The sequence below is a fragment of the Streptosporangium sp. NPDC003464 genome (assembly GCF_053588315.1).
In genome coordinates, this window is record NZ_JBSFPS010000148.1 from 1 (window position 1) to 24,632 (window position 24,632).

Annotated in this window: 23 protein-coding genes; 9 read left to right on the forward strand and 14 right to left on the reverse strand. The window is 73.7% G+C overall.

Annotated elements, in window-relative coordinates:
• Positions 1 to 258: hypothetical protein (locus tag ACWDS7_RS28550; RefSeq protein WP_451931782.1), on the forward strand; the 258-nt coding region annotated here is incomplete at its 5' end.
• Positions 236 to 865, forward strand: a complete 630-nt coding sequence (locus tag ACWDS7_RS28555; RefSeq protein WP_451931783.1) for a response regulator — start codon at positions 236 to 238, stop codon at positions 863 to 865. The genes ACWDS7_RS28550 and ACWDS7_RS28555, both read left to right, overlap by 23 nt.
• Here the strand turns inward: ACWDS7_RS28555 and ACWDS7_RS28560 are convergent.
• On the reverse strand, positions 837 to 1,505 hold the full coding sequence (locus tag ACWDS7_RS28560; protein WP_451931784.1) for a hypothetical protein: 669 nt from the start codon (positions 1,503 to 1,505) through the stop codon (positions 837 to 839). The two genes, ACWDS7_RS28555 and ACWDS7_RS28560, sit on opposite strands and share 29 nt — an antisense overlap.
• Positions 1,506 to 1,882: 377 nt before the next feature.
• Here ACWDS7_RS28560 and ACWDS7_RS28565 point away from each other — a divergent pair, with 377 nt between their 5' ends.
• The gene (locus ACWDS7_RS28565; RefSeq protein WP_306858956.1) at positions 1,883 to 2,530 is read left to right on the forward strand and encodes a GNAT family N-acetyltransferase; all 648 of its coding nucleotides are present in this window, start codon (positions 1,883 to 1,885) and stop codon (positions 2,528 to 2,530) included.
• A 19-nt stretch (positions 2,531 to 2,549) separates the two neighbouring features.
• On the opposite strand, the gene ACWDS7_RS28570 is transcribed toward ACWDS7_RS28565, so the two are convergent.
• The 3 genes from ACWDS7_RS28570 to ACWDS7_RS28580 all read right to left on the reverse strand — a co-directional run bounded on the left by ACWDS7_RS28570 (position 2,550) and on the right by ACWDS7_RS28580 (position 6,347).
• Complete coding sequence (locus tag ACWDS7_RS28570) at positions 2,550 to 4,505, reverse strand: acetoacetate--CoA ligase (protein ID WP_451931785.1); 1,956 nt, start codon at positions 4,503 to 4,505, stop codon at positions 2,550 to 2,552.
• A gap of 73 nt (positions 4,506 to 4,578) precedes the next feature.
• Positions 4,579 to 5,430 (reverse strand): serine hydrolase, encoded by an 852-nt coding sequence (locus ACWDS7_RS28575; protein WP_306858961.1) that lies wholly within the window; start codon positions 5,428 to 5,430, stop codon positions 4,579 to 4,581.
• A complete protein-coding gene (locus ACWDS7_RS28580) occupies positions 5,427 to 6,347 on the reverse strand; it encodes a LysR substrate-binding domain-containing protein (protein WP_451931786.1) in 921 nt (306 codons plus the stop codon). The genes ACWDS7_RS28575 and ACWDS7_RS28580 overlap by 4 nt, the downstream gene beginning before the upstream one ends.
• A gap of 108 nt (positions 6,348 to 6,455) precedes the next feature.
• Here ACWDS7_RS28580 and ACWDS7_RS28585 point away from each other — a divergent pair, with 108 nt between their 5' ends.
• Together ACWDS7_RS28585 and ACWDS7_RS28590 are read left to right on the forward strand one after the other, a co-directional pair.
• Entirely contained in the window at positions 6,456 to 7,973 is a 1,518-nt protein-coding gene (locus ACWDS7_RS28585) for a penicillin-binding transpeptidase domain-containing protein (protein WP_451931787.1), read from the forward strand.
• A 63-nt stretch (positions 7,974 to 8,036) separates the two neighbouring features.
• Positions 8,037 to 9,464 carry a pyridoxal phosphate-dependent decarboxylase family protein gene (locus ACWDS7_RS28590; RefSeq protein WP_451931788.1) on the forward strand — a complete coding sequence of 476 codons (1,428 nt, stop codon included), beginning with the start codon at positions 8,037 to 8,039 and terminating at the stop codon, positions 9,462 to 9,464.
• A gap of 7 nt (positions 9,465 to 9,471) precedes the next feature.
• Here the strand turns inward: ACWDS7_RS28590 and ACWDS7_RS28595 are convergent, their stop codons facing one another.
• The 5 genes from ACWDS7_RS28595 to ACWDS7_RS28615 form a co-directional block, all read right to left on the reverse strand.
• Positions 9,472 to 10,251, reverse strand: a complete 780-nt coding sequence (locus tag ACWDS7_RS28595) for an HAD family hydrolase (RefSeq protein ID WP_451931789.1) — start codon at positions 10,249 to 10,251, stop codon at positions 9,472 to 9,474.
• Positions 10,252 to 10,395: 144 nt separating this feature from the next.
• Positions 10,396 to 11,031, reverse strand: coding sequence for an HAD family hydrolase (locus tag ACWDS7_RS28600; RefSeq protein WP_306858971.1), 636 nt, complete (start codon positions 11,029 to 11,031; stop codon positions 10,396 to 10,398).
• Between the two features lie 138 nt (positions 11,032 to 11,169).
• Entirely contained in the window at positions 11,170 to 11,607 is a 438-nt protein-coding gene (locus tag ACWDS7_RS28605; protein WP_451931790.1) for a DUF2690 domain-containing protein, read from the reverse strand.
• Positions 11,608 to 11,746: 139 nt separating this feature from the next.
• The gene (locus ACWDS7_RS28610) at positions 11,747 to 12,253 is read right to left on the reverse strand and encodes a DUF6912 family protein (RefSeq protein WP_451931796.1); all 507 of its coding nucleotides are present in this window, start codon (positions 12,251 to 12,253) and stop codon (positions 11,747 to 11,749) included.
• 129 nt (positions 12,254 to 12,382) lie between these two features.
• Entirely contained in the window at positions 12,383 to 13,027 is a 645-nt protein-coding gene (locus ACWDS7_RS28615) for an HAD family hydrolase (protein WP_306858976.1), read from the reverse strand.
• A gap of 82 nt (positions 13,028 to 13,109) precedes the next feature.
• Here ACWDS7_RS28615 and ACWDS7_RS28620 point away from each other — a divergent pair, with 82 nt between their 5' ends.
• The 4 genes from ACWDS7_RS28620 (at position 13,110) to ACWDS7_RS28635 (ending at position 19,918) form a co-directional block, all read left to right on the forward strand.
• Positions 13,110 to 14,312, forward strand: a complete 1,203-nt coding sequence (locus ACWDS7_RS28620; RefSeq protein WP_306858978.1) for an acyl-CoA dehydrogenase family protein — start codon at positions 13,110 to 13,112, stop codon at positions 14,310 to 14,312.
• Between the two features lie 196 nt (positions 14,313 to 14,508).
• Positions 14,509 to 15,228, forward strand: coding sequence for a hypothetical protein (locus ACWDS7_RS28625; protein ID WP_451931791.1), 720 nt, complete (start codon positions 14,509 to 14,511; stop codon positions 15,226 to 15,228).
• Positions 15,229 to 15,307: 79 nt separating this feature from the next.
• Positions 15,308 to 19,711, forward strand: coding sequence for an HAD-IC family P-type ATPase (locus ACWDS7_RS28630; RefSeq protein WP_451931792.1), 4,404 nt, complete (start codon positions 15,308 to 15,310; stop codon positions 19,709 to 19,711).
• Positions 19,712 to 19,792: 81 nt separating this feature from the next.
• Positions 19,793 to 19,918 carry a hypothetical protein gene (locus ACWDS7_RS28635; RefSeq protein ID WP_306858983.1) on the forward strand — a complete coding sequence of 42 codons (126 nt, stop codon included), beginning with the start codon at positions 19,793 to 19,795 and terminating at the stop codon, positions 19,916 to 19,918.
• Positions 19,919 to 19,962: 44 nt separating this feature from the next.
• Here the strand turns inward: ACWDS7_RS28635 and nagZ are convergent, their stop codons facing one another.
• From nagZ to ACWDS7_RS28660, 5 genes are all read right to left on the reverse strand, one after another.
• A complete protein-coding gene (nagZ, locus tag ACWDS7_RS28640) occupies positions 19,963 to 21,279 on the reverse strand; it encodes a beta-N-acetylhexosaminidase (protein ID WP_451931793.1) in 1,317 nt (438 codons plus the stop codon).
• Positions 21,280 to 21,351: 72 nt separating this feature from the next.
• On the reverse strand, positions 21,352 to 23,034 hold the full coding sequence (ptsP, locus tag ACWDS7_RS28645) for a phosphoenolpyruvate--protein phosphotransferase (RefSeq protein ID WP_451931794.1): 1,683 nt from the start codon (positions 23,032 to 23,034) through the stop codon (positions 21,352 to 21,354).
• A complete protein-coding gene (locus ACWDS7_RS28650) occupies positions 23,031 to 23,288 on the reverse strand; it encodes an HPr family phosphocarrier protein (RefSeq protein ID WP_306858989.1) in 258 nt (85 codons plus the stop codon). The genes ptsP and ACWDS7_RS28650 overlap by 4 nt, the downstream gene beginning before the upstream one ends.
• A 44-nt stretch (positions 23,289 to 23,332) precedes the next feature.
• On the reverse strand, positions 23,333 to 24,031 hold the full coding sequence (locus ACWDS7_RS28655; RefSeq protein ID WP_451931795.1) for an HAD family hydrolase: 699 nt from the start codon (positions 24,029 to 24,031) through the stop codon (positions 23,333 to 23,335).
• 32 nt (positions 24,032 to 24,063) lie between these two features.
• The gene (locus tag ACWDS7_RS28660) at positions 24,064 to 24,510 is read right to left on the reverse strand and encodes a PTS sugar transporter subunit IIA (RefSeq protein WP_306858993.1); all 447 of its coding nucleotides are present in this window, start codon (positions 24,508 to 24,510) and stop codon (positions 24,064 to 24,066) included.
• Between the last annotated feature and the right edge of the window lie 122 nt (positions 24,511 to 24,632).

Consider the following 24,632-nt stretch of genomic DNA (forward strand, 5'->3'; position numbering starts at 1 on the left):
GGCCGCACCTTCGAGGAGGCGCTCCCGGTCCCCGGGATCATGAGCGACCTGCGGGCCGTCTCCGCGATCGCCGACCACATGGACGTGCACCTCGGGGGCCGCGCCGGGGTGGGGCTGGCGTCGATGCGCGAGCGGGCCCTGGAGTTGGGTGGATCGTGCACGGTCGAGGCGCGTCCGGAGGGCGGGACCCTGGTCAGGGTCGTGCTGCCGGCGTACGAGGAAGAAGAGGACGCCGGTGATCCGGATCTTGCTGGTTGACGACCACCCCGGGTTCCGCGCCGGGCTGCGCGCCCTGCTGGCGGCGGCCGAGGGGATCGAGGTCGCCGACGAGGCCGCCAGCGGGGAGCAGGCGCTGGCGCTGGTCGGGCGGGCGCAGCCGGACGTGGTCCTGATGGACCTGACGATGCCCGGCATGGGCGGGATCACGGCGACCGAGCGGATCGTCCGCGACCACCCGCACATCCGGGTGATCGTGCTCAGCATGTCGGACGACGACGACTCGGTGTTCGCCGCCATGCGGGCCGGGGCCCGCGGCTACGTCCTCAAGGGGGCGCGCAAGGCGGAGTTGGTCCGGTCGGTGCAGGCGGTGGCCGAGGGGGAGGCCATCTTCGGCCCGGCGATCGCCGCCCGGCTGACGGGCTACTTCACCGAACGGGAGCGGAGCGAGCCGGCGCTGCCCGAGCTGACCCGGCGGGAACGGGAGATCCTCGGCCTGGTCGCCGAGCACCTGACCAATCCGCAGATCGCGGCCAGGCTCGGGCTGAGCCAGAAGACCGTGCGCAACCACGTGTCGGCGGTCTTCGCCAAGCTCCAGGTGGCCGACCGGGCCCATGCGATCATGCGGGCGAGGGAGGCGGGGCTGTGAGGCCCGCACGCCAGTCGGCGTCCGGCATCCGCAGCACGCGCAGCGCGATCCAGCCGTAGGCGGCCAGGTGGAGCAGCGCGCCCACGGACTGCACGGCGGGCGGGCGGTCCATCGTCACGAACGGCACCACCGTCCCGGCGAGGGCGGTCAGCGGCACCCACCAGGGGGCGATCCGGGCGGCCACGAGCCCGATGAGCAGGGTCAGCAGCCCCACATGGACCAGGAATCCCGGCAGCAGCATGCCGAACAGGAACCCCGGCAGCTCGCCGGCCCGCGCGGTGACCGCCTCCGCCTGCGCGTCGGGCAGGGTCTGGGCGAGGGCCAGGTCGTAGAAGTCGGTGGTGAAGAGCGTCAGCGCGTGACCGGCGCCGAGCAGGCCGAGCACGGCGCCGGCGTTGCCGGTCCCCGGGGCCCGCCCGCGCAGCAGGTGGGCCAGGCCGAGCACCACCGGGATGAGGGTGAGCGCCGCCCAGAGGTAGAGCAGGCCGCTGACCTGGACGAGGGCCGGGTGCTCGCGGAAGACGGCGGGATCGTGCTCGGCGCCCGGGGGCGAGGTCAGGAAGGCCAGGAACTCCAGCACCGGCCAGGCGAGCAGCGCGACCCCGGCGGCGATCCGCCGGAACGAATCAGGATTTTTCATCACCTGTCCACCAGACCGGAGCCCCGTCCCGGACCGCCTGAGCCCGTGTCCCATCCACCCGGGAGGATTGTCCCCCGGGGTGATCCGGGAGCCACCCCGCTGCCGCGAACACCCCGCCGCTGAGGAGGCAGCCTTCGGAGGGACCCTCACGGTTGGAAGGCGTGACCCGACGGCGGCCACCCCTGCCGCGAGGAGACACCTCTGCTGGGGAGGCGCCCCTTAGGGGAGCCTCGCGGCCGGGAGGCGTGACCCGGCGGCAGCCCCCTACCGAGGAGACACCGGCTGAGGAGGCGCTCCTCCGAGGGGACCCTTGCGGCCGGGGCGTGACGGCCGTAATCGAGTGGATTCTCCGGCGGCCGGGTCGGCAAGATCGAGGCATGCGCAACTGGCCCCTGTTCCAGCTCCGGGTGACCACTCCCCGGCTGGAACTCCGGATCCCGTCCCTCGACGACCTGGACGAGCTCGCCGACCGTGCCGCCGAGGGCGTTCACGAGCCGGGCTTCATGCCGTTCACCTTCCCCTGGAGCGACGCCGCGCCGGCCGAACGGGCGCGCGGCACCGTCCAGTTCCATTTCGGCCAGTGGGCCGGCTGGTCCCCGGAGAAGTGGAGCTGCCTGTTCGTCGTCGTCGACGGAGGCCAGGTGGTCGGCATGCAGGAGCTGTCGGGCACCGACTACGCGGTGACCCGCGAGGTCGCCACCGGCTCCTGGCTCGGGCGGCGCTTCCAGGGACGGGGCATCGGCACCGAGATGCGCGCCGCGGTGCTCCACCTCGCCTTCGACGGCCTGGGCGCCTCGCAGGCGACCTCGGGGGCCTTCGCCGACAACCACGCCTCCTACGCGGTCTCGCGCAAGCTCGGCTACCGCGACGACGGCATCCAGCTCCACAACCGCCTGGGCAAGGCCGTCGAGACCCGCCGTCTGCGCCTGTCCCGCGACGGCTGGAGCACCCCGGCGGGGTTCGAGATCCACGGTCTCGAACCCTGCCTGCCGCTGTTCGGCGCGGGCGAGGACCCGGCCGGCTGAACCGCGCCGGCGGCCCGTCTCACTTCTCCAGAGGGGCGAAGTGAGGCAGCACCTCGGGGTTGGCCATGGCGTCGAGGTTGGCGGCCTTCTCCGGGGGGACGCCGAGGAGGATCTTGCGGACGGGCACCTCCAGCTTCTTGCCGCTGAGGGTGCGCGGGATCCCCGGGACCTCGATGATCTCGTTCGGCACGTGCCGGGGGGACAGTGCCTCCCGCAGGGCCCCGCGCAGCCGCGCGACCAGCTCGTCGGACAGGGCCACCCCCTCGGCCATGGTGACGTAGAGCAGCAGGCGGCCCTCCTGGCCGAGCTGCCCGGTGTCGATCACCAGGCTGTCGGCGATCTCGTCGAAGCGCTCCACCACGCGGTAGAACTCGCTGGTGCCCATCCGGACGCCGCCCCGGTTGAGGGTGGAGTCGGAGCGGCCGTAGATCACACAGCCGCCGTCGGGGAGGATCTTGATCCAGTCGCCGTGCCGCCAGACGCCGGGGTAGTCGGCGAAGTAGCTCTCCCGGTATCTCGTCCCGTCGGGGTCGTTCCAGAACATGACCGGCATCGACGGCATCGGCGCGGTCAGCACCAGCTCGCCGACCTCGCCGACCACCGGCGTGCCCGACGGGTCGAAGGACTCGACCTTGGCCCCCAGGCAGCGGCAGGGGATGACGCCCGCGCGGACCGGCAGCAGCGGGGCCGCGCCGACGAAGCCGGTGCAGACGTCGGTGCCGCCGGAGAAGGAGCCGAGCTGGATCTCCGGCAGCGCCTCGTGCACCCAGGCGAATCCCTCGGGCGGCAGCGGCGAGCCGGTGGAGCCGAGGCCGCGCAGCGCCGTGAGCCCGGAGGGCCGCAGGCCCGCCTTCATGGACGCGATCAGGTAGGGCGCGCCGGTGCCGAAGTAGGTGACCCCCTCCTCGGCGGCCAGCCGCCACAGCGCGTCGGTCCCCGGATGGGTGGCCGACCCGTCGTAGAGGACCACCGCCGAGCCGACCAGCAGGCCGCCGATGAGGTAGTTCCACATCATCCAGCCGGTCGTGGTGTACCAGAAGAAGACGTCGTCCTCGCCCAGGTCCTGGTGGAAGGCGAGCGCCTTGAGGTGCTCCAGCACCACGCCGCCGTGCCCGTGCACGATCGGCTTGGGCAGCCCGGTGGTGCCGGAGGAGTAGACGATCCAGAGCGGGTGGCCGAAGGGCACCGGCTCGAACTCCTGCGGACCGGCCGTCCGCCGCAGCTCCGCCCAGCTCAGGACGGGGGTGCCGGTCTCGTCCGGGAGCTGTCCCCCGGCCGGCGCGCCGGCTCCGTCCGGCGTCGCCATCCGCACCCGCGCGACGAGGGTCGGCAGCTTGGCCGCGATGTCCTGGACGACTCCGGCCCGGTCGAACCGCCTGCCGTTGTAGTCGTAGCCGTCGACCGCGATGAGCACCTTCGGCTCGATCTGGGTGAAGCGGTCGATCACGCTGGGCGCGCCGAAGTCCGGGGAGCAGGACGACCAGATCGCGCCCAGCGAGGCGGTGGCGAGGAACGCGACCAGCGTCTCGGGCACGTTCGGCGCGTACGCGGCGACCCGGTCCCCCCGGCCGACGCCCAGCCCGGCCAGGCCCGTGCGGACCCGGGCGACCTCCTCGGCCAACTCGCCCAGGGTGAGCGTCCGCCGGCCGCCCCGCTCGTCGCGGAAGACCACCGCGGGCCGGTCGGGCTCGGAGGCGGCCCGGCGCAGCGCGTTGGCCGCGTAGTTCAGCGTCGATCCGGTGAACCATTCGGCGCCGGGCATCGTCCCGGATATGACGGGCCCGTCACCACGCTCACCCACGACATCGAAGTAGTCCCAGACCGACGTCCAGAACTCACCCGGGGCGTCCACCGACCACTGCCACAGGGACTCGTAGTCACCGGGGCGGCCGAGCCACTCCATGTAGCGGGTGATCCTGGCGTCTCTCACGACCTCCGGGGTGGGTTCCCAGAGCAGCGCACCTTCCTCAACCATGGCCCCATCCTCTCGGCGGCTCGCCGGAATGTCATCCCCCGGGACCACACACCCTCGGGGCGTGTGGTGTGGGTCAGTCACGTAACCGCTCCACGGCGGCCCGTGCCGCGGTGCCGATCACCGCGTCGGCGCGGGGCTGGTTCTGCGCCGTGCCGTAGGAGCGGGTGAAGACCGCGACCGCGTAGCACCCGCCGTCGGGATACTCCACCACGCCGACCTCGTTGCGGATCGTGGGCAGCGTGCCGGTCTTGCCGCTGACCGCGACGTCGTCGTAGGGGAAGCCGGCGGCCAGCCGGTGCGGCCAGACCTGCAGGCCGAGCAGTCCGCGCATCGAGGCGCACGACTCGGCCGAGGCCGCCTCGTCGCGCCAGATCATGCTGAGCAGCCGGGTCATGTCGCGTGGGGTGCTCCGGCTGGTGCGCGCGGGGTCGAGCGCCCGGAGCCGGGCGATCACCGCGGGGTCGGTGGGCATCTCCTCCTGCCCGGTGTCCTCGACGATGCTGGCGAACAGGCCGCGGCAGTCGTGCTCGACCCATGTCCCGTCCAGGCCCGCGGCGGCGAGCATGGCGTTGACCGCCGGCAGGCCGACCCTGCGGATCAGGGTGTCGGCGGCGGTGTTGTCGCTCACCGCCATCATCAGGTAGGCCAGGTCGCGCAGGGAGATCGTCACGTCGTCGGCCATGACCGACACTCCGGTGGGCCCGGGAGTGTGGCCGTCCGCCATGACCGTGACCCGTTCGGACGGCTCCAGCCGTCCGGCGTCGGCCTGCCGGAAGAACTCCACCAGCAGCGCCACCTTGAACACCGAGGCCAGCACCACCGGCTCGTCGGCGCCGTGGGTGACCTCGGCCCCGGTGTCGACGTCCACCGCGTGCAGGTATCCGGTCACCCCGGCCGCGCGGAACAGCGCGCCGAGGTCGCTCATGCCAGGAATCCAGAGGAGGGCCTGGCACGGACCCGCCGCGCCGGCGCCGCACCGTCGTCCGTCATCCCGGCTTTCTCCTTCAGCACTCGTACGGCCACCGCCCCGAAGGTTACGGCAGCGTCGGCGGTCTGCCCCCGCCAGGCCGTGGACACCCGCCAGGCCAGCGGGCTGCCCAGCAGCGGCCTCCACCGCAGTCCGGGCAGCTCCACGCGGGGCCCGAAGGCGACGGCCGTGCCGGCCAGGACCAGCCCGAGGGTCTGGGCCTCGTGCACCTCCTCCGGGACGTATCCGTGGTGGCGGCACTCGGCGAGCGTCTCCTCGTGCAGGCCGGGCTCCCGGGGGAAGAGCACGAGCTGCCGGCCGGCCAGGTCGGCCAGGTGCACCGACGACAGCTCCGCGAGCGGGTCGGCCTCGGCCAGCACCACGCCGGGACGCTGGACGAGCACCGGGCCGAAGCTCAGCCCGGGGGCGGTCACCGGATGGCGGAGCAGGCCGACGTCCAGGGTGCCGTCGGTGAGCGCGATGACCTGGTCGGCGCTCCACATCTCGGCCGGGGCGAGCCGTACCTCGGGCACGCGCTCGCGGAACCCGGCGATCAGCGCCGCGATCACCGAGGATCCCAGGTCGGGCGGGACGCCCACGCGCAGCGCCGCGCCCTCCCCCCGCCCGGCCAGGTCCCGCAGCCGGTCCACCCGCGCGACGATCTCGCGGGCCTCGGCCAGCAGCAGCCGTCCCGGCTCGGTCAGCCGGACCTGGCGGCTGGAGCGGTCGAACAGCCGCACGCCGAGCTCCTCCTCCAGCCGCCGGATGCGCTGACTCAGCGGCGGCTGGGCCATGCCCAGCCGGACGGCCGCGTTGCCGAAGTGCAGTTCTTCGGCGACGACCGTGAAGTAACGCAGATGCCGCACGAGGTCCATGATCAGCGATTATATCTATTTCCATATCGATATCACTCACATACCAATATTGGACATATATGACATCCCTCTGGTCTCCTCGGTCCGCGAAGACAAGGGGGACGATCCATGAACCTGAAACACCTGGCGGCGGCCGTGCTGGTGCCGGTCACCGTGATCGGCGCGGGCGCCTGGGCGCTGCGTACCCAGGGGTCGGCCGAGGAGACGGCCCAGGAGTTCCTGACCGCCTGGGCCAGGCAGGACTACCCGGCCATGCGGGCGCTCACGGTCGATCCGCCGGGTGACTTCGACCGGTGGTACCGGCGTTTCCGCACCGACCTGAAGCTGTCCAAGGCCGCTTTCGCGGTCACCGGCGGCGCCGACTCCAAGGTCACCTTCCACGCGACGCTGGACGGGCCGGTCGACTGGTCCTACGACGGCTCGCTGACCCTGGTCGAGCACGAGCGGGCCTGGCGGGTGAAGTGGAGCCCGGCGGCGCTGCACCCTCGGCTCAAGCCCGGCCTGCGGATGAGGACCGTGCTGGTCAAGGCCGAGCAGGCGCCGATCCGGGCCGCCGACGGGACCCGTATCGACACCGCGGGCACGCCGGGCTCGGTGCAGCAGCTCGTCGAGGGGCTCAAGGAGAAGTACGCCGCCCGCCTCACCGGCGCCGCCTCGGCGCGGGTGGACCTGGTCCGGGGGACGGATCGGGTCGCCACACTGGCCACCGCCAAGGCCGTGGCGGGCAAGGAGCTGCGGACCACGATCGACCTGCGTGTCCACCGGGCCGCCGCCGCGGCCCTGGAGAAGGTGACCAAACCCGCCTCCCTGGTCGCGCTGCGGCCCTCGACCGGCGAGATCCTGGCCGTGGTCAACAAGCCCGGCGGGTTCAACCGGGCGCTGCTCGGCCACTACCCTCCCGGCTCGACCTTCAAGGTGGTCACGGCCTCGGCCCTGGTCGCCGACGGCATGACCGCGGGCGAGCGGGTGCCCTGCCCCGCCGAGCAGAACATCGGCGGCTTCCCGTTCCACAACGCCGGGTTCAAGGACTACGGCACGATCGCGCTGCGCGAGGCGTTCGCCCACTCGTGCAACACCACGTTCGGGCGGCTCAGCGTGGACCGGCTGGGCGGGGACCGGCTGGCCTCGGTGGCCGCGAGCTTCGGGTTCGGGGGTCCGGTGGAGCCCGGCGTGCCCGCCGTACGGGCGCAGTTCCCCGACCCCAAGGACGACACCGACCTCGCGTCGGCCTCGATCGGGCAGGGCCGCGTCCTGACGAGCCCGCTGAACATGGCCACCGTCGCCGCGGCGATCGCCGACGGCGCCTGGCGCCCGCCCCGGCTGGTCGACGCCGGCCTGCTGCCGGCGGCCCAGCCGAGGAAACTGGAGCCGGCCGTGGTACGGGCGCTGCGCACGCTGATGCCCGCGGTGGTGGTGGAGGGTACGGCCAGCGCGGTCTCCTTCCCCCGGGGCACGGCGGGCAAGACCGGGACCGCCGAGTTCGGCTCCGGCAAGGAGCCTCCCTCGCACGCCTGGTTCATCGGCTACCAGGGCGACCTGGCGTTCTCGGTGATCGTGGAGGGCGGCGGCGCGGGCTCCACGGTGGCCGCCCCCGTCGCGGCCCGTTTCCTCGCCGGGCTCGCCTAGTCCCGGCCGTCGAAGATCGAAAAGGGGCTTGGCGGACCGCGTCCGGGCGTGTTTCCCTGAAGGATGAGTGATCCTTTGAACGAGTGCGACCAGGCCGCGGCGGCCCTGGAGCTGGTGGCCGGCGCCGCCCGGCCCTACCTTGACACGCTCGGCGACCGCCCCGTCCACGACCACGGGGCCGACGGGCTGCTCGACCTGCTCGACGGCCCGCTCTCCGAACGCGGCGAGGGCACCCTCGACAGCGTCGGGCAGCTGCTGCGGGTCGGCACCGCGGCGGCGACGCACTCCTCCGGACCGCGTTTCTTCCACTTCATCGTCGGGGGGTCGACCCCGGCGGCCCAGGCGGGCGACTGGGTGACCTCGCTGCTGGACCAGGCCGGGGGCCTCTGGCTGACCTCGCCGTTCGCCGCCCGGGCGGAGACCGTCGTGCTGGGGTGGCTGAAGGACCTGTTCGGGCTGCCGCGGTCCTACGGCGGCGTGCTGACCCCGAGCGCGACCTTCGCCAACCTCACCGGGCTGGCGTGCGCCCGGCAGTGGTGGGGCGAGCGGCACGGCGCCGACGTGGCGGCCGACGGGCTGGCCGGGCTGCCGCGGATGCCCGTGCTGGCCGGCGGCTACCTCCATCCCAGCAGCCGCAAGGCGCTGCTGACGCTCGGCTGCGGCCGGGACGGTGCCCGGATCCTCGCCCGGGACCGGGCGGGCCGGGTCGACCTGGCGGCCATGGAGCGGGAGCTCAAGCGGATCGACGGCCCGGCGGTGATCGTCGGGAACGCGGGCGAGGTGAACACCGGCGACTTCGACCCCATCGACGACCTGGCGGACCTGGCCGAGCGGTACGGCGCCTGGCTGCACGTGGACGGCGCCTTCGGACTGTTCGCCGCGGCCTCGCCCCGCCTGTCGCACCTGGTCAAGGGGGTGGAGCGGGCGCATTCGGTGACCGCCGACGGGCACAAGTGGCTCAACGTCCCCTACGAGAGCGGGTTCGCGTTCGTCCGCGACCCGGAGCTCATGGGCCGGACCTTCGGCCCGTGGGGCGCGGCGTACCTCCCCGGCGGCGACGACCAGCACGTCAACTACAACTTCCTGGGCCCGGAGTCCTCCCGCCGCGCGCGGGCGCTGCCCATCTGGGCGACCCTGCGGGCCTACGGCAGGCAGGGTCACCGGGAGATGGTCGAGCGCCACCACGGGCTCGCCCTGCGGCTGGGCGGGATCGTCGAGGAGGCCGCCGACCTGGAGCTGCTCGCCCCGGTACGGCTGTGCGTGGTCTGCTTCCGCTACCGCCCGCCGGGCGTCCCCGAGGAGGAGCTGAACGCGCTGAACGCGTGGATCGGCCAGGAGCTGCTCGCCGACGGCCGGGTCTACGCCGGGACCACCACCTACCAGGGGATGACGGCCCTGCGGCCGGCCATCCTCAACTGGCGCACCACCGAGGCCGACATCGACCTGCTGGCCTCGGTCGTCCGCGAGATCGCCGCCCGCCGTACGGGATGAGCCGCCGCTAGCCGGGCCGGCGGGCCGGCGAGGTGAGCCCGGCCACCGCGGCGACGACCTCGGAGGGGTTGGACAGGTCGGGCAGGACCACGTCGGCCCCCGCCTCGTGGAGTTCGGCCGGGAGGGAGCGGCCGGTGGCGACCGCGATCATGGACGCTCCGGCGATCTTGGCCGCCTGGACGTCCCTGGCCGAATCACCGATCATCACGGTGTTGCCGCCGTCGAAGGTCCCGCCGTGCTTCTGCCTGGCCCGGCCCTGCGCGACCTGGAGCAGGGTGGCCTTGGGGTAGACCTCCTCGCCGTAGCCGCCGACCTCGAAGTCCACGTGCCGGTCCAGGCCGAAGGCGGTCAGCTTGTGCACGGCGTTGCTCTTGATCGTGCCGGTGAGCACCGACTGGACCACACCGTCGAGCCTGGCCACCGCCTTCAGCGCGTCGGCCGCCCCGGGCATCATCCGGCCGTCCTTGGCCAGACGCTTGCGCCTGGCGCCGAAGGTCTCGGCCAGCGCGTCGAGGAACTTCGGGAGGTGGCCGTCGTCGGCCACGACCCCGTTGAGGGCGAGCATCTCGAAGACGATCTCGGAGTCAGGGCGTCCGTTGTGCTGGGTCAGCTTGACCAGGGGCCGTCCGGTGACCTGCCGGAAGGCCTCCGCGTAGGCGTCGCGGGTGACGATGGACACGTCGACCAGCGTGAGGTCGATGTTCCACAGGACGAGGCGGCTAATCGTGGGCCTCCCGGAATGGGTGCGGATGCCCAGAGTACGGCCATCGCCGTCCCCGTCCGCCATCGATGCCCAGACCGTCCGGTCCCGGAGGGGCGGTCCCGGGCGGGCGGGGTCCCGGGCGGACGGTCCCGTCCCGGGCGGGCGGGGTCCCGGGCGGACGGGGGTCACGGGCGGGCGGCCCCGGAGCGGCGGTGGGTCCGGGCGGGTTCAGGCGTAGCCGATGGCGTCGGCGAGGGTGTCCACGACCGGGACGCCCAGCGCCTTCAGGTCCGCCCGGCTGGTCATGCCGCCGGTGTAGAGGACGGCCCGCGCCCCGACATGCCGGGCGGCGTGCGCGTCGTCCACGCTGTCGCCGATCACGAGCACGTCGGCGGGGTCGACCCCGAGCGCCGCGAGATGGGCCACCATCGAGTCGGCCTTGTGCCCGCCGGACGCGCTGCGCAGCCCGTCGATCCGGGTGAAGTGCCGGTCGATGCCGAACTCGGCGACTTTGGGCCCCAGCCGCTCGTGCGCCCACATCGACAGCAGCGACTGCCTGCCGCCCTCCCGCTCCCAGCTCGCCAGGGTGGAGGCCGCGTCCGCCGCGAGACCGCACTCCAGCATCAGCCGGTGGTAGTTGTCGTGGAAGCCGAGATCGAGCCGCTCCCACTCGCCGTCGAGGAGCGCGCGGCCGAGCATGCGCTCGTAGGCCGCCCAGATCGGTCGGGTGTAGACCGCGCGGAATCGGTCGACGTCGTAGGGGCCCAGCCCGTAGGGCTCGAACACCGCGTTCGTCGCCCCGACGACGGCGTCGACGTCGTGGAAGAGAGTGCCGTTCCAGTCCCAGACAATATGCTTCGTCATATCGGCTCAAGCCTAGCCAGTCGGTCGGACATTCCGCCGCCCCGCACGGCACGGGCGGGGTCCGCGAGGCGGGGACCCGCGGCCGGCCGGGGTGTCCGGCCCGCCGCGGGGTCCACGCTCACCGCGCCACGGGGGCGCTCAGCCGCAGGCCTTGCCGGTGGTGCCCTGCCCGTTCTGGCCGCCACGGCCCCCGTTCCACCGCACGCGGACCGAGCCCCACGCGCAGATGCGGGGGGCGTACATCATGTCGCCCCAGTGACGGCCGCCGTTGCCCGCCTTGAACCTGAAGGTGTCCGAGCCGCGGTCGGTGTAGACGCTGATCGTGCCCGACGCGGTGCTGGAGGTCGAGACCTCGGTCCAGTTGGTCTTGCAGGACCTCGACCACATGAGCCTGACCGTCCCGACCGTCTCCCTGGCCGGGGTCTTGACGGCGGCCGTCCGCACCACCTTCGCCGAGCGGGCGCAGCCCTCGCGGTAGGGGTCCTTGTGGTCGTAGGTGTGCGCGTCGGCCGGGGACGCCGCGAACAGGGCCAACCCGGCCGCGGCGACCGTGGCCGTGACTACTCGGATCTTCACTGACATCCGCTCCTTCTCGTCATGAGGCTGGCTGGACCGGAGTGATCTTAGTCACGACAGCCACGAAAAGGTCGGGAATCATTTATTTCTCGGCAATAGCGGTAAACCTCGGGCCCGGCTCCCGCGTCGTCACGCGCGCTCAGTCGAGCAGGTCGGGGATCTCCTGTGTGGCGTACCACATCAGCTCGTGGGCCTCGGCGCCGTCCACGGTGAACCTGGCGTCGTCGTCACCGCGGTCGGCCGCGGACAGCGCGGCGACGGCGGCCTCCACGTCCTCGGCCGCGCTCGGGTCGTCCACGTGGACCGCGGCGATCTTCGACAGCGGGACCGGCGCCGACAGCCGCACCCGGGCGCGCTCCTCCAGCCCGGCGCCCACGCTCACGACGTCGTCCGGCACCTCGGCGGCGATCACCACCCGGCGCGCGGCCACCTCCACCCCGTCCGCGCGGTCGGCGGCCAGCATCCGCAGGGACGCCCTGGCCGCCTCGGTCAGGGCGACGTACTCCAGCTCCTCGGTGTCACCCGAGACGTACCACTCGACCAACGCGGGGGTGACCGCGTAGCCGGTCAGCGGGGCCGGGCCGAACTCCCCCAGGGTGACCACACGGGCCAGCGCGGGGAGCGTGCCCGGCAGGTAGACGCGCATCCATGCCTCGATCTTCTGCTCCGACACCGGCGCCGGTCCGGCGCCGATCACCCATCGAGTGTGCCAGCCCCGGCGACCCGGCCGCGAGATCCGGGGTCCGGAAGGGGACGGCGAGCCGGACGGCGGACCTCAGCGCAGCGGCACGCCGAAGAGCCGCTCCAGCTCGGCGATGGTCAGCTCGGGGTCCCGGTGGTGCACGCCCACGATGCCGAGGGCGCGGGCGGCCGTGATGTTGGCCTCGATGTCGTCGACGAACACGCATTCGTGCCCCGCCAGGCCGACCCGGCCGAGCGCGTGCTCGAAGATCCTCGGCTCCGGCTTGCGCATGCCGATCTCCCCCGAGATGACGACCGCGTCGAAGACCTCGTCCCAGCCGTCCCGGGGATACTCGTTGGCCCAGGAGTTGGACAGCAGGCAGGTCCGCAGCCCGGCGGCGCGCGCCTCGCGGAGCATCACGTACATTGCCTCGACCCGCTGGAACCCGGCGAACATCCTGGCCAGCAGCCCCTCCGCGACCGGCGGCACGCCGTCCGTCGTCATCAGTCTGGCGGCCAGGTCCCGCTCGAAGTCCAGTCCGGAGATCTCGCCCCGCTCCAGGGCGTGGATCGTGTTCTCTCCGCTCTCGGAGCCCTCGTAGGCGTGCAGGATCAGCTCCCGCATCACCTCGCGGTAGTGGGCGGCGTCGATCCGGTCGGCGGCGATCCAGTGGGCGATCGCCTCGGACATCCCCACGGTGAGCACGCCTCCCCAGTCGATCAGCACACCCTTGAGCATCCCGCCTCCTCGTCTAGAACCGGGTCCAGATTAGGCATGGCCGGTGAGTGAGCCGGAAAGGGGTGGTGCAAAACTGACCGCCATGGACTTCGCGCTCAGCACGAAGGCGGAGGAATACCTCGCCAACCTGACCGATTTCATGGTGTCTCATGTGTATCCGGCGGAGCCGGTCTACCACGAGTGGCGGCTCGCGAAGGGCCACGGCAACCACGACCTGCCCCCGGTCGTCGAGGACCTCAAGGCCGAGGCCCGCTCGCGCGGCCTGTGGAACCTGTTCCTGCCCGACGAGTCCGGCATGTCGGTGCTCGACTACGCCAGCCTGGCCGAGGTCACCGGCCGCTCCATCGACCTCGCCCCCGAGGCGCTGAACTGCGCCGCCCCCGACACCGGGAACATGGAGGTCCTGCACATGTTCGGCTCGCCCGGACAGCGGGACCGCTGGCTCAAGCCCCTCCTCGCCGGGGAGATCCGCTCGGCGTTCGCGATGACCGAGCCCGCGGTGGCCTCCAGCGACGCCACCAACATCTCCACCTCCATCACCCGTGACGGCTCCGAATACGTGATCAACGGCCGCAAGTGGTTCATCACCGGCGCGGCCGACCCGCGCTGCGAGATCATGATCGTGATGGGCAAGACCGACCCGGACGCCCCCACGCACCGCCAGCAGTCGATGATCCTGGTCCCGATGGACACCCCCGGGGTGGAGATCGTGCGCCATCTGCCGCTCTTCGGCTACCAGGAGCAGCACGGCCATTCCGAGATCACCTTCACCGACGTCCGGGTGCCCGCCTCGAACCTCATCGCGGAGGAGGGCGACGGTTTCCGCATCGCCCAGGCGCGCCTGGGACCGGGCCGCATCCACCACTGCATGCGGGCGATCGGCATGGCCGAGCGCGCCCTGGAGCTGATGTGCTCCCGCGCCGCCAACCGCGTGGCCTTCGGCCAGACCCTCGCCCAGCAGGGCGTCGTCCAGCAGCAGATCGCCGAGTCCCGGCTGGCCGTCGACCAGGCCCGGCTGCTCACCCTGAGGGCCGCCTGGCTGATCGACACCGTCGGCGCCAGGGCCGCCGCCGCCGAGATCTCCGCCATCAAGGTCGTCGCCCCCAGGATGGCCTGCGAGGTCATCGACCGCGCCATCCAGGTCCACGGCGGCCTGGGCGTCTGCGACGACGTGCCGCTCGCCATGATGTACGCCCAGGCCCGCGCCATGCGCATCTTCGACGGCCCCGACGAGGTCCACATCCGCGCCGTCGCCCGCAGGGAGCTCAAGCCCTACCTCCTGTGAGGCCCCGGACGGACGGCCCGAGCCGGAGGTTTCCCGCCGAATGTCCGATTCAATGGCTGGACGGCGTTTCAGGCCCGCGGTTCGAGGAAGGCTAGGAGGAGTGGCCCCCGGGGCCAGATGGCCGCAGGTGAGAGGCGCCATCGGCCGCCCGCGGGCGCCACCGAACCGATCCCTCGACTCCTTCTGAGGAGGGGCGATGACCGTAAGCCAGACGGCTCGCGGAACGCGTGCCCGCACGTCGGCGTCGTCCGCCGCGGCCACCGGGCGCAGGACCACCGCGGCCGCCGGGCGCAGGACCGCCACGGCCGCCGGGCGCAGGACGGCAGGGCGCACGTCCGCGGAGGAGAAATCCACCGGGCAGCGGACCGCCGGGCGCAGGCAGGCGGAGCGCGGGCACGACGGGCAGGAGTTCACGCTGAACCTGCCGATGATGACCGTGCAGTTCCGGCCTCCCCAGCTCCACCTGCCCCAACTCCATCTGCCCCAGCTCCGCCTGCCCCACGTCAGCCGGCAGGAGGCCGGCCAGGCCATCGACGTCGCCAGGTCGTTCCTCCCGCCTCCGGAGCGGATGGCCTACTACGGCGGGCTCGGCGCGCTGGCGGTGGTGGGAGTGGTCGAATGGCCGGTGGCGGCCGCGATCGGCGTCGGAACGCTGATCGCCCAGCGCGCCCGCAAGGAGGGCGGGTCCGCTTCCCGGACGCCCACTGCCCGGACATCCACTGCCCGGTCGTCCACTGCCCGGTCGTCCACTGCTCGGACGTCCACGCCCCGGACGTCCACCGCCCGGACGCCCGCTCCTCGGACATCCACTGCCCGGACGTCCACCGCCCAGACATCCACGCCCCGGACGTCCACGCCCCGGACGTCCGCTGCCCGGACCGCGGCCGCCTCAGGCCACGCGAGCGCGTCCAAGTGATGACGGCCCAGTGAGAAGGCCGGCCGGGCCGTCGCCCCGTCGCGGCCTGACGACCTGAGTTTCCCTGCTGGAGAGCCGGATGTTCCTGTCGCGTGTGCTGACGCTTCCCACCGAGGCACTGTGGAGCGTCCTGCCCGGCGCGATACGGGAGACCCTGCCGCGCCCACGCGGCAGACGGAGCTGTCCCGGCGGGTTCCACCTCGACCTGCGCGTGATCGGCGGCCCGGGCACCGGGCAGGTGGCCCGGCGGCTCGAAGAGCTGCTGCTCGCGCTGGAGGGGGTGGAGCGGGCTGAGGTCAACGGCGCGCTCGGCACCGTCTTCGTGGGATGCGGCGAGGGCCTGGTCGACCTGGAGGAGCTGACGTCGATCGTCGAGGAGCTCGACACCCTCGACGCTCTCGGCGCCCTCGGCACCGAGGAGGACACCGGCCGGGACGAGGAGCAGGACCGGGTGTCGTCGCTGTCCAGCGTGGTGGAGCAGCACACCCGCGCCGGCATCAGGCTCGGCGCGAGCCTGATCGGCACCGGGCTGGCGTTCGCCGGGCGCGCGGCCCGCCTGCCGCCGCTGCTACCCGCCGTGCCCACCCTGCTGCACCTGGCCGAATCCACCCCCGCCGTCCGCGCCGGGCTGGAGCGCCGCCTCGGCCGGCCGGCCACCGGCGCCCTGTTCACGGCGGCGAACATCGTCACCAACACGCTCGCGCTGCGCCCGCTGGGGCTGCTGATCCACTCGGTCTCCTCCGCCGGCCGCTACCTGGAGGCGCGTGGCACGCAGCAGGCGTGGGAGCTGCACGGGCAGAAGCTGGCCTCCCGGGAAGGGACCTACCGGCACACCCGCGCGGCGCGGCGGCCACGCCCGGCTCCCATGGCGCACAGCCCCGTGGCACGGTTCGAGCGCGCCGTGGCGCCGGTGGCGCTGGGCGCCTCGGGGCTGACGCGCCTCATCAGCGACAGTCGCCGGCGGGGACTCGCCATGATGGTCTCGACGACGCCCAAGGCGGCCAGAGCGGGCCGGGAGTCCTTCGCCTGCGCGGTCGGGCGCGCGCTGGCCGGGCGCGGCATGGTCGTCCTCGACAGCGAGGCCCTGCGCCGTATGGACGGCATAGACACCGTCGTCCTCGACGCCGCCCTGCTCGATACGGGCGCCTGGGCGATCGATCGCGTCGTGCCCCTCGTCGACGGCGTGGACCCCGACGAGCTGCACGCACGGCTCTACACCCTCATCGACTTCACCGACCCGGGCGCGCCGCGGGAACGCGACACGTGGACGGCCGAGCCGCTGGCGGACCTGGCCGGGCTCGTCCCGGCAGCGGACGTCCCGCACTGGCAGGGCCGCGCGCTCCGGGCCGTCGGCGTGCGGCGGGAGGGCGCCCTGGTCGCCGTGGCCGGGCTGGCGCCGGAGGTCGACCCGCTGGCGGACGCCGTCGTCGCCGCGGCCAGGAGCGGGTGCACCGTGCTGCTGGCGGGAGGCGGCCAGGGGCTCGGCAGCCGGCTCGCCGTCGAGGAGGTCGTGCCTGGCGGTCCCCGGCTGGCCGCGTCGGTCCGCGCGCTCCAGGCGGCCGGTCACGGGGTCGCCGTGGTGTCGAGGCGCTCCGCGACGGCGCTGGCCCAGGCCGACCTGGGCATCGGCGTGCTGAGCCGGTCAGGCCGCGTGCCGTGGGACGCGGACGTGATCGGCGAGCTCGACGGGGTCCACCTGCTCCTGAGCTGCCTGGCACCGGCCAGGAGGGCGAGCGAGCAGTGCGTGTGGCTCAGCCTGGCGGGGGCGGCCGTCGGGGCCACGCTGACGGCCGCCGGAGCGCGGGAGGCGGCGGTGCGCAGGGCCCAGCTCGCGAACGACTGCACGGCCCTGGCCGCGATCGCCGTGGGTGAGTGGGCGGGCCGCAGCGCCGGGCGCGGGGCCTCCCCGGTCCGCGCCGACCGCACTCCGTGGCACGCCATGCCGGTCAAGGACGTGCTGTCCCGGCTGGGCTCCTCGCCCGGCGGGATCACCGAGGCGGAGGCCCGGCGGCGGCGCAGGACCGCACCGGGGCCGGGCGGCCCCGAGACCCCCGATTCGCTGCTGCGGGTGTCGGTCGAGGAGCTGGCCAATCCGCTGACCCCGGTGCTGGCGGCGGGCGCGGGCGTGTCGGCCGTGGTCGGCTCGGTCTCCGACTCGGTGCTGATCGGCACGGTCCTGGTCGTCAACGCGCTCATCGGCGGGGGTCAGCGGTTCGCCGCCGACCGGGCGCTGCACCGGCTGACCGAGTCCGTCGCCGCCCGCGTACGGCTCCGCCGTCCCCACGCGAGCGTGGGGGCGGCCGCCGACGACCTCGTGGCGGGCGATGTCGTCGAGCTGCGCGCCGGCGACGCCGTACCCGCCGACTGCCGCGTGCTCAGGGCGGTCGGCCTGGAGGTCGACGAGGCGGCCCTGACCGGTGAATCCCAGCTCGTCGCCAAGTCGCCGGCCCCCGTCAGCGCCCCCGCCGTCGCCGACCGCAGCTCGATGGTCTACCAGGGCACGACCGTGGCGGCCGGCCATGGCCTGGCCGTGGTCGTCGCGGCCGGCGAGGCGACCGAATCGGCCCGGACCGCGAGGCTCACCGTGGACAGCCGCCCGCCGACCGGCGTGCAGCTCCGGCTGCGGGCGCTGAGCCGGAAGGTCCTCCCGGTCGCGCTCGGCTCCGGCGTCGCCCTGCTCGTCACCGACCTGCTCCGCGGCAGATCGCTGCCGGAGGCGCTCGCCCCCGCGGTGAGCCTCGCCGTCGCCGCCGTGCCCGAGGGGCTGCCCTTCGTCGCCTCGGCCGCGGAGCTGGCCGCCGCCCGGCGGCTGTCGACCCGTAACACCCTGGTGCCCGTCCCCTCCACGATCGAGGCGCTCGGCCGGGTGAACGTTCTCTGCTTCGACAAGACGGGGACGCTGACCGAGGGGCACATCAGCCTGCGGTGCGTCTCGGACGGGCGCGCCGAGCGCCCGATGGAGGAGCTGCCGCCCGGCCTGAGGCGGATCGTCGCCGCCGCGCTGCGCGCGAGCCCGCGCCATGAGGACGGGCGGCCCATCCCCCATCCGACCGACCGGGCCGTGCTGGACGGGGCCCGGCGGCTGCACGTCACCCCCGAGGACGGGCCGGGCACCTGGCGGAGGGTCGACGAGCTCCCCTTCGAGCCGGGGCGCGGCTACCACGCCGTGCTCGGGCTGGGCGGCTCGGGGCACCTGCTGAGCGTCAAGGGCGCTCCGGAGGTCGTCCTCACCCGGTGCGTGAGCGTGCTCCGCGACGGCGGCCCCGTCCCGCTCGACGGAGCCGCCAGGGCCGGGCTGGAAAGAGAGATGAACAGGCTCGCCCGGCAGGGGTACCGGATGCTCGCGGTGGCCGAGCGTCCCGCCTCGGACCGGCGCGACCTCGACGAGTCCCGCATCGGAGAGCTGGTCTTCCTGGGCTTCCTCTGCCTGGCCGACCCGGTCCGGCCCACGGCGGCCGAGAGCGTCGACCGCCTGACGCGGGCGGGGGTCCGGATCGTCATGATCACAGGCGACCACCCGACCACCGCCGAGGCGATCGCCGCCGAGCTCGGCGTGCTGAACGGCGCGCGGATCATGACGGGGCCGGAGCTGGACGACCTTGACGACGACGCCCTGACGGAGGCGCTGCCGGAGGTGACGGTCTTCGCCCGGACCACTCCGGCGCACAAGGCCCGGATCGTCGAGTGCCTGCGCCGTTCCGGCATGGTCGTGGCGGTGACCGGCGACGGCGCCAACGACGCCCCGGCGATCCGCGCCGCGGACGTGGGGATCGCCCTCGGGTCCCGGGCCACCCCGGCGGCGCGGACCGCCGCCGACGTCGTGGTGACCGACGACCGCATCGAGACGATCGTCGACGCGATCATCGAGGGCCGGGCCATGTGGAGTTCGGTCCGCGACGCCCTGAGCATCCTGCTCGGCGGCAACATCGGGGAGATCGTCTTCGCGGTCGGCTCCAGCCTGGCCACCGGCCGCAACGTGCTGAACGCCCGCCAGCTCCTGCTGGTCAACCTGCTCACCGACATGCTGCCGGCGATGGCGGTGGCCGTCCGGCCCCCGGCGGCGGCCAGCCCCGAGCGGCTGCTCGCCGAGGGCCCGGAGGCCTCGCTGGCGACCTCCCTGACCCGGGACATCTACCTGCGCGCCGCCATCACGGCGGGCGCGGCCGGGGTCGCCTGGTCGATCGGACGGATGACCGGCACACGGCGGCGGGCGGGCACGATCGGGCTGGTCGCCCTGGTGTCGGCCCAGCTGTTCCAGACCCTGGCCCTGGGCGGCCGGGACCGCGTGGTCGCGCTGGCCGCGCTGGCGTCGCTCGCCGTTCTGGGCCTGGCCGTCTCGCTCCCGGGCCTGTCCGGGTTCTTCGGCTGCCGCCCGCTCGGGCCCGTGGGGTGGGCCATCGCCCTGGGGAGCGCCGCCGCCGTCACCGTCGCCGGGATGGCGTTGCGGATGCCGGCCCGCGAGACGTCATCGGCCGTTCACTGAACAGTCACCTCAGGGCGGATTTTCGTATAACTTCGTCCTGAAATATCCCCTTAAGAGCTTTTTAGTGGCTGTGAGGTTGTTATGTCTGAATTCCTGGCCTCGGTTCTCGCCAAGGCGGCTTTCCTCCTGCTCGAAGCGCTCGTCATGCGCATCGTGCAGTCCCTCGTGCTGACGATGGCCCGGCGCGGCGGGCTCCAGCCCGCGTAGCGGAGCCCCGCCGGGCGGACACGGCCGCGGCCGGCCCGGCCGCGTCAGCGGGCCCGGTCCTTGATGAGCTGGGCGACCTTGCGGTGCTCGGCCGAGCGCAGCACCCGCTCGGCCCGGGCCGGGTCGGCGACCGGCGCCCTGTCCAGCAGGCCCCGGGCCGCCTTCAGCTTCAGCAGCCGCCGGACGGACTGGTCGAGCCGGGCGGCGGAGATCTTCCCGGACTTCACCGCGGCCAACACCGCCTGGTACGCCGTGGGGAAGTCCGGCGGCATCAGCAGCAGGTCGGCTCCGGCCTGGATGGCCCGCACGGCCACCTGCCCGTCACCGTACTTCTTGCGCACCCCCGCCATGTCCAGCGCGTCGGTCGAGACGACCCCGTCGAAGCCGAGCTTCTGGCGGAGCAGTCCGGTCAGGATCGGCTTGGAGAGCGTGGCCGGATCGCCGGACGGGTCGAGCTTGGGCATGACCACGTGGGCACTCATGATCGCGTCGATGTTCTTGCCGATGGCGGCGGCGAACGGGGGCGCGTCCAGCTTGCTCCACTGCGACAGGGAGTGCTGGATCACCGGCAGCCCGGTGTGGCTGTCGACGTTGGTGTCGCCGTGGCCGGGGAAGTGCTTGGCCGTGCTGGCGATCCCGGCGTCGTGGAAGCCCTGGACCGCGGCGGCGACCATCGGCGCGACCTTCTTCGGGTCCGAGCCGTAGGCCCGGGGGCCGATCACCGGGTTGCGCGGGTTGATGTTGACGTCGGCGACCGGGGCGAAGTCGAGGTTGATGCCGAGGGCACGCAGCTCGGTGCCGGTGACCTCGGCCGCCTTCCGGGCCAGCGAGGGATCTCCGGTCGAGCCGATGACCGAGGCCCCGGGCATGTCGGTGACCAGCGGGGCGAGCCGGGAGACCCGGCCGTTCTCCTGGTCCGCGCCGATCAGCAGCGGGATCTCCGGCGACGCCTTCTGCAGCCCGTTGGTCAGCGCCACGATCTGCCGGGCGTTCTTGACGTTGCCGGCCCAGGGGAACAGGATCACCCCGCCCGGCCGGTATTTGGCGACCGCCTTGGCCGGGGTGCCCACCCCGAACCGCGCCTGGTTCTCCCCCGACGTCGTGTCCGCCGCCGCGCCGTACAGCACGGGCATGAAGAGCTGCCCGACCTTGTCCTCCACGCTCATCCGGCCGAGCACGGCCTCGACCTGCGAGCCCCCCGAGGGCTTGGGCGTGGCCGGCGGTGCGGGGGTGGCGCCCGTGGCGGCGTCGGCGACCTGCCCGGCCGCGGGCCTGACGGGCGGGGTCGCCCCCGCCCCCGCGCACCCGGCCACCATAGTGGCGATCACTGCCAGACCAGTCGTACGAATGCACCGAACCATGGGACCCACGCTATCCGCGTCGGCGACCGGAGACACCCGGCCCGACCACTTACGTGGGTCCCGCCCCTTCCGTCACAGGGCCAGTCCGGCCAGTCCGGGCAGCTGGGAGCGGGCGGCGGCGCGCGCCTCCGGCGCGGAGACGGTGGTCATCGCGGACTGCGCGGCCAGGAGGCACTGCTCCCGGGTGTGCCGCGACAGCGCCGCCCGTACGGCGGGCAGCGCGGGGGCGGCCATCGACAGCGAGGTGACGCCGAGCCCGACCAGCACGCAGGCGAGGACCGGGTCGCCCGCCGCCTCCCCGCACACCCCGCACGGCCGGCCGCGCTCGACGGCCCCGGTCACGGCCAGCGCGACCAGGTCGAGCAGCGCGGGCTGCCAGGCGTCCTGCAGCGCGGTCAGCGCGCCCACCTGCCGGTCGGCGGCGAAGGTGTATTGGGCCAGGTCGTTGGTGCCCAGCGAGAAGAAGTCCGCTTCCTGGGCCAGGTCGGCGGCGCGCAGGGCGGCCGACGGGATCTCGATCATCACTCCCGCCTCCGGCAGCCCCGCCTCCCTGCAGGTCGCCACGTACCAGGCGGTCTCCTCGGCGGTGGCGACCATCGGGGCCATCACCTGGAGCTTGGCCGAGGAGCGGGCGGCCGCCCTGGCCAGGGCGGCGAGCTGGGTGTTCAGTATCTCCGGGTATGCCCTGAGCAGCCGTAGCCCGCGCTGCCCCAGCGCCGGGTTCGGCTCCGCCCCCGGCGGCGGCAGGAAGGCCAGCGGCTTGTCGGCCCCCGCGTCGAGCGTCCGCACGACCACCCGGCCTCCCGGGAAGGCGTTCAGCACCTCCAGGTAGGCGGCCTCCTGCTCCTGCTCCGACGGCGCCGCCGTCCGGTCCAGGAAGAGGAACTCGGTCCGGTAGAGGCCGACGCCCTCCGCGCCGTGCTCCAGGGCGGCCGCCACGTCGCGCGGCCCGCCGATGTTGGCCAGCAGCGGGACGGCGTGCCCGTCGGAGGTCATCCCCGGCCCGGTGGCGGCCGCGAGCACGGCGTCCCTGGCGGCGGCGGCGTTCCTCGCCGTGACCACCTCCTCCTCCGTCGGCGCGGGCCGTACGAGCCCGGAGGCCCCGTCCACCAGCACCGGCGTGCCCGGCGCGATCGCGGTCGCCCCCGGGCAGGCGACGACGGCGGGCACCCCCATCGCGCGGGCGAGGATCGCGGTGTGGCTGGTCGGCCCGCCCTGCTCGGTGACGAAGGCGGCCACCACGTCCCGCGACAGCAGCGCGGTGTCGGCGGGGGCCAGGTCGCGGGCGATGAGGACGTACGGCTGCGCCGCCCGGACCGGCAGGCCGGGCACCGGCAGACCCTCGATCACCGCGATGGCGCGGTCCCTGACGTCGTCCAGGTCGGCGGCGCGCGCGCCCAGGTATCCCCCCGCCGCGACGAGCAGCTCGCGATAGGCGCCGAACGCCTCGTAGACCGCGCGGGCCGCCCCCGTGCCCGCGTCGATCAGCTCGGCCACCCCGACGGCGAGGCCGGGGTCACGGGCCATCAGCGCCTGGGCGCCCAGGATCTCCTGGGCCTCGCCGCCCGCCCGGACCCCCCGCGCCTCCAGGTCGGCGGCGACCCGCTCCAGTGCCTGCGCGGCCCTGGCCCGCTCCGCCCCGGCGTCCCCCCCGTGGCGGGCGCCGGGCTCGGGCACCGGAGCCTCGTGCGCCATGACGTAACCCGGTCCGAGGCCGACCCCCGGACTCACGCCCACCCCCGAGAGCGCGGTCATGGTGCCGAGGCTATGAGGGCGAGTTTGTCCACGATCTCCTCGGCGCCCTCGCCCTCGGCCGCGATCACCACGGTGTCGCCCTGGCGGACGTCGAGCGACAGCACCGCGAGAATGCTCTTGGCGTTCACCGGCTGGCCGCCGCCCTTGGCGACGGTGATGTCCACCGGCGCCGCCGCCGCGGTCTGCACGAACGTCGCCGCGGGGCGGGCGTGCAGACCGACCTCGGACTCAACGGTGACTTGGCGCTGGGCCACGTGTTCCTCCTGCGAATCAGGCCGGGCGGTCTAGACCGCCCGGCTCATCCATGGGCCGACGGGGGCCATTCGACCCCCGTCAGATCGGCGACGACGATATCCGCCTCGGTGAGTTCGGTGCCCGCGTGGGTCGTCGCTATGCCCACACACCTCATACCCGCCGCCTTGGCCGCCGCAATCCCGGCGATCGAGTCCTCGAACGCGACGCAGTGCGCCGGATCGACGGAGAGGCGGCGGGCGGCCAGCAGGAACCCCTCCGGGGCGGGCTTGCCCTCGACCACGTCGCGGGCCGACACGAGGACCCGCACCAGGTCGCGTATCCCGACCTCCGCCAGCCGCTCCTCCGCCCACTCCCGGGAGGCGGAGGTGACGACCGCGATCGGCGAGCCGTGCGCCGAGACCCTGCGGACCAGGTCGGCGGCGCCGGGCACCGGCACGACGGCGGGCAGGCCGGGATGGTCGTTGAAGGACATGACCTCGCTGATCAGGTCGTCGATCCGCCTGCCGGGGAAGAGGTCGGCCCGCTCGGCCAGGACGTCGCGCCCGCGCCGGCCCATGAACCCGCGCAGCACGACCTCGTCGTGGACCACCCCGTGGTTGTCGAGCAGCATCGCCCACATCGCCATGCTCCGGTGCTCACTGTTGATCAGTGTGCCGTCCAGGTCGAACAGCGCGGCGTCCATGGCCGTCCTCGCCTCCAGGTCTCCGTCGTCCCCGCGGAAGGTGCTCCTGTGAGCGACCAACGCCCGCCGCCCGGAACCTCATCCCGGACGGCTCACCTCCACAGGAAGAGTTCGTCCCCCGTGCGGACCGCGCCCTCGGCGAGTGTGGTGACGGACCCCTCGGTGGCGTCCAGCGCCACGACGGGGCAGACGGGGGAGCGGCCGCCCGCCTCGACCTCCACGGGGTTCCACGCCACCACGGGCTGTCCGGCCCCCACCCGGTCCCCCTCGGACACCAGCAGCTCGAAACCCTCCCCCTTGAGCTGCACGGTGTCGATGCCCAGGTGGACCAGGACTCCCCGGCCGTCGTCGCCGACGACGACGAACGCGTGCGGGTGCAGTTTCACGATCTTGCCTGTGATGGGCGAGACCGCCTCGCCCGGCTCCCTGGCCGGCTCGATCGCCATGCCGGGCCCCACCAGGCCCTCCGAGAACACCGGGTCGGGCACCGCCCCAAGACCCACGGCCGCCCCCGCGACCGGGGCCAGAACTGTGGTCATCACACCCCCTCGGCCGTCCCCGCCGCGAGTACAGGCCGGCCCGGCGCTCCAGCGCGCTGGCCCCTGGCGTCATGAACGCTCCGAGTGCCAGCCGGTGATCCTGGATCGAGGTGACGCCGGAC